The organism is Candidatus Korarchaeota archaeon NZ13-K (genome assembly GCA_003344655.1).
Lineage (GTDB): Archaea > Korarchaeota > Korarchaeia > Korarchaeales > Korarchaeaceae > Korarchaeum.
Map to the genome: position 1 here is coordinate 1 of MAIU01000095.1, position 3964 is coordinate 3964.

Annotated in this window: 6 protein-coding genes; all 6 read right to left on the reverse strand. The window is 61.8% G+C overall.

The window, feature by feature from the left end:
- On the reverse strand, positions 1–755 hold a 755-nt coding region (locus tag BA066_07070; protein ID RDD52928.1), incomplete at its 3' end, for a hypothetical protein.
- 16 nt (positions 756–771) lie between these two features.
- A complete protein-coding gene (locus BA066_07075) occupies positions 772–1122 on the reverse strand; it encodes a hypothetical protein (GenBank protein RDD52929.1) in 351 nt (116 codons plus the stop codon).
- A gap of 24 nt (positions 1123–1146) precedes the next feature.
- Entirely contained in the window at positions 1147–1494 is a 348-nt protein-coding gene (locus tag BA066_07080; protein ID RDD52930.1) for a hypothetical protein, read from the reverse strand.
- A gap of 68 nt (positions 1495–1562) precedes the next feature.
- A complete protein-coding gene (locus BA066_07085) occupies positions 1563–1895 on the reverse strand; it encodes a hypothetical protein (protein ID RDD52931.1) in 333 nt (110 codons plus the stop codon).
- Between the two features lie 4 nt (positions 1896–1899).
- On the reverse strand, positions 1900–3069 hold the full coding sequence (locus tag BA066_07090) for a hypothetical protein (GenBank protein ID RDD52932.1): 1170 nt from the start codon (positions 3067–3069) through the stop codon (positions 1900–1902).
- 3 nt (positions 3070–3072) lie between these two features.
- The gene (locus BA066_07095; GenBank protein ID RDD52933.1) at positions 3073–3945 is read right to left on the reverse strand and encodes a glycosyltransferase; all 873 of its coding nucleotides are present in this window, start codon (positions 3943–3945) and stop codon (positions 3073–3075) included.
- Positions 3946–3964: the final 19 nt, after the last annotated feature.

Here is a 3964-nt window from a genome sequence, read left to right on the forward strand (position 1 = left end):
CTGATGGTGGAGCCGATCTCCCGGAATAGGCCGGCCACCCGCTCCATGGCGGAGGAGAGCGCCCCGGAGATGATCGGGCCGAGCGATCCGATGGCCGAGGCGATTCCCGAGACCACGCCCATGAGGGCCGACCTCAGCCCCGACAGGGCGTCCATTACGGCCGATACGATCCCCCTGAACATCTCGCCTAGCCTTGCCCCTATGCCGGATATGGCACCCATTATGGACGAGGCGACCCCGGACAGCATGGAGACGAAGGTCCCTATGGCCCCGCCTATCATGCTGGCGAGGCTGCCGAAGAAGGAGGAGAGGGTCCCCCCTATCGTCGAGGCTATGCCGGTGACAGCCGAGAGTATCGAACTCCCTATCCCCGATATGAAGCCCATCAGGCCGGATATCCCGGAGCTTAACGCCGAGAGGATCCCGGAGACCATGCCGGATATGCCGGATACGAGGCCGTCTATCCCCGATTTGACGGCGCTTATTGCCCCGATTATGGCGCTCCGCAACCCCTCGATTATGGCGCTTATCCCGGATTTTATGGCCTCTGCGGCTGCGTTTATTGCGGATTTCAGCATGTCCCCTATGCCGGTGACGAGACCCCTTATCTTGTCCCACAGCCAGGAGGTGATCTGCCCTATGGGGTCGGATATGCCCCCGGATCTCCAGTCCACTACGAGGGACTCCACGTCCTCGTAGGAGAGGCGGGGTATCGGTATCTCCTCGCCCCTCACGATGACGGCTACTGCCTGCATCCGGATCACCCCGTGGCTATGGCCTGAACAGCTCCTTGTTCATCCTGTAGACGTTGACCACCGCAGAGAACTCCGCCCTGAGGGCCTCCTCGAACCTCGCCCTCCACATCGCCTCCACCTCGGCCGCTGTCTTCCCCGCAAGCTCCTGATCCGTGAACCTGGGGGCGGTTGCGAAGACGAATCCGACCGGCGTCCTCCTCGGCGGCGTCTCCTCCTGATCCTCTATCACGTATGGGACTCTATACATCACGTAGTCGTAGATCCTGGAGACCAGCTCGGGCCTCTGGAGGTGCACCACGATCTTGCCGAACGCCAGCCTGTCCGGGTGGGGGGCCCTCTCGGCGAGCCTGTTCAGCAGGTCACGCACCCCTGCTGGGACAGGTGCCGCCATTTAGGCACCACCCCCCTCCGCCCTTCCCGAGGCCTGGCCTGGGGCCTGGGGGCTGGCCGCCCTCGCAACCCTGTCGAGCTTCCTCGTCAGCCTGATTATCTCCCTGACCACGGGGTCGGCCTTCTCGTAGAAGTCACGGCAGGTGTCGCAACCCTCCTCGCCGTCATACCCCAGTATGAAGCCAATCGTTATTCCCAATAGGTTGTTTATCTGATCCTGGAGCCTCGCCGTGAGATCCATGATCTCGTGATCCGCCTGCCCGAGCGGTTGCCCGAGCCCGGCCTGGGGGGCCTGCGGGGCGCTCCTGACCGCCGACTGCCTGGGTCTGGGCCTCGGAGCCGTGCTCATCACAATAGTGGGCGGGTCAATGGATTATAAGCGTTTCCACGGCCCGGAGGTGCCGCATATAAAGCTTTCTACATGGTGAAGACGGATCTGTTGGAGAGGTATTCCTCCACGGCCCTTCCCAGCGCCTCCCTTAGGGAGGCGACGAACTTCTCGGCCCACATCTTCCGCACCTGCTCGGGCGTCTTGCCCCTGGCCTCCTCCTCGGACAGCGAGGGGCTCCTGAAGAAGGCCCATGCGATGTGGGTCCTGACGGGGGGCGATACCGAGTAGTCGCTTATGTGGTATGCGCACCTATACTCCACCCACCCGTCGGCCGTGATCTCGGGGACTATCTCGTGTATCACGACGATTATCTTCCCGAATTCGATCTTGTTTGCTATGGGGATCGGCTCCTCGCCCATCCGCCTAGGCCCTCGCCACCATCTGGGCTATCCTGCGCAATAAGTCTTCCCTCAGCCCGAGGCGGGCGTATTTCCTTATTATGTCCTCCGGCCCGGCGTATCCAGCCGTGACCGAGTTATATTTGTATTCCAGCATGAACTTGTAGTAGTTGGGAACATCCATCAGCGGGACGCCCTCGTTGGCCAGGAGATCCTTGACCCTCATCCTGTCGAACCAGTTCCAGGCCAGGTGGGTCAGGCCCTTGCGCTTCATGTCCTCCCCGGAGACGAGCCATATAGCCGCCGCCACAAGGGGCCTGCTCCTGAGCTTGTAGTCGTCCACCTCACGCTGTATCCCGTCGGCGCTGATGGGGAGGCCCAGGCCGTATCTGGCCACGTCGTAGAAGCTGAAGTCATATCTGCTGAGCGCCAGCTCGTCTATGGGCTTGACGTATATTGCCTCGGGCCTGGGGTAGATATCGTATGAGGCCTGGTCGTAGCTGTCGTAGTCGTATATTGGCTGATCCGTGATCGAGCCGGGCGGGGCCTCGCCCTTCGGGAATCTGAAGAACAGGACTTCCAGGGAGTAGCGGCCGATGTCGTAGCTGTTGAAGTCATACCAGCAGGCCGCCTGGTAGAGGGCCTCCGCCAGCCTCATCGACGAGTCCAGGTGGGTCTCCTCAAGCAGATGCTCGGGCGATGCGTGGAAATACTCGACATACGCCCCGGCCATCGACCTCCCGTGCCATAGGGGGTTTGCGGCCCCGTAGCGGTAGTGGCTGATGTATTTGTATGACAGCCTCCAGCCCGCCTCCTCAAGGCCCTGCCTCGGCCCGGCCCTGCCGCCGTGCTCCAGCCCTCCGGCCTCGGGGTCGTAGACGTCCACCCCGTAGGCGCCCACCCTCTTCCCCTCCCTTTCGGCCTCCTCCCTCTCCCAGTCCTCGAGGGGGCCGTAGACCGCCTTGAACGTGAACTGGAAGGGGAACGTGAAGTCAAGGTTGAAGTTGAAGCTGAAGTTGAAGTCCAGGAGCAGCCTAAGCTCCAGGCTCAGCTTGAAGTCCGTCAGCATGAGGAACTGCATCGCCTCGAAGGCGAAGTAGAGGGGCCTGGCCCCGGATTCCCCGGTCAGCGCCTCATATCTGTATTTCGCCTTGAGGAGATCCTCAGCCCTCACGAACCTCGGGGTTATGCTCACGCCTCAGCCCCCCTCGGAGGCCTCGGCAACCATGTCTGCGAAGAGCCGATACAGCTTTGAGTAGTGGTATTCCTCGATGCCCTCGAGCAGCCTCGCCCGCATGTCCTCGTATTGGGATGGGTAGTTCCACCTCACGTCGTGCGCCTGGACTATCAAGTCCGCCGCCTGGGCCACGTCGTATTCGTGGCTCAGTATGTCCATCACGCCGTATGTCCTCACCCTCCTGACCTCGGACACGGGAACCCAGAATGCGCCGGCCTCCGGTATGAACTCCACGGTCGGCGGCATCCTGAGGGCCACCAGGGGCCTGCCCAGGGCCCTCGCCTCCAGGGCCGGCAGCCCGAAGCTCTCGTTCTTGACCAGGTGCAGGTAGTAGTCGCCCCCAGCTATGAAGCGCATCACCTGGCCGTATTCCAGCGTCCCGAATCCGGCGTGGTTGATTATGTAGCGATCCTCGGGTTTGAGGTGGCCGTCCAGGTTGCTTATCGCCCTCAGGCCTATCGAGTAGTCCGTCCTCTTCTGGGCCATCCTGAACGCCTCCAGGAAGGACTCCACGCCCTTCCTGGGGCCGATGTTGGCGGTGTAGACGAACCACGTGAACCGATCCTTGGGCCTGTCGAAGGGGTAGGGCGACCTGCCCGCCCTATCCATGATATGGAGATCCACCGCATGGTGTATGTATCCGTCCACACGGAAGCCCGAATCCTCCAGGTTCCTCTTGGAAAACTCGCTATTGGCTACTATGGTGTAGGCATCGTAGAGTTCCGGGTTGTGGAAGGCGGTATTGACCGGCCCGCTGGCCACAAGGTATGCGATCCTCGCAGGGCGGTATGCGCCGAAGACCATGGCATACATCCTCGTGGCGTCCGACGCCATGGTCCCGAGGATGATTACG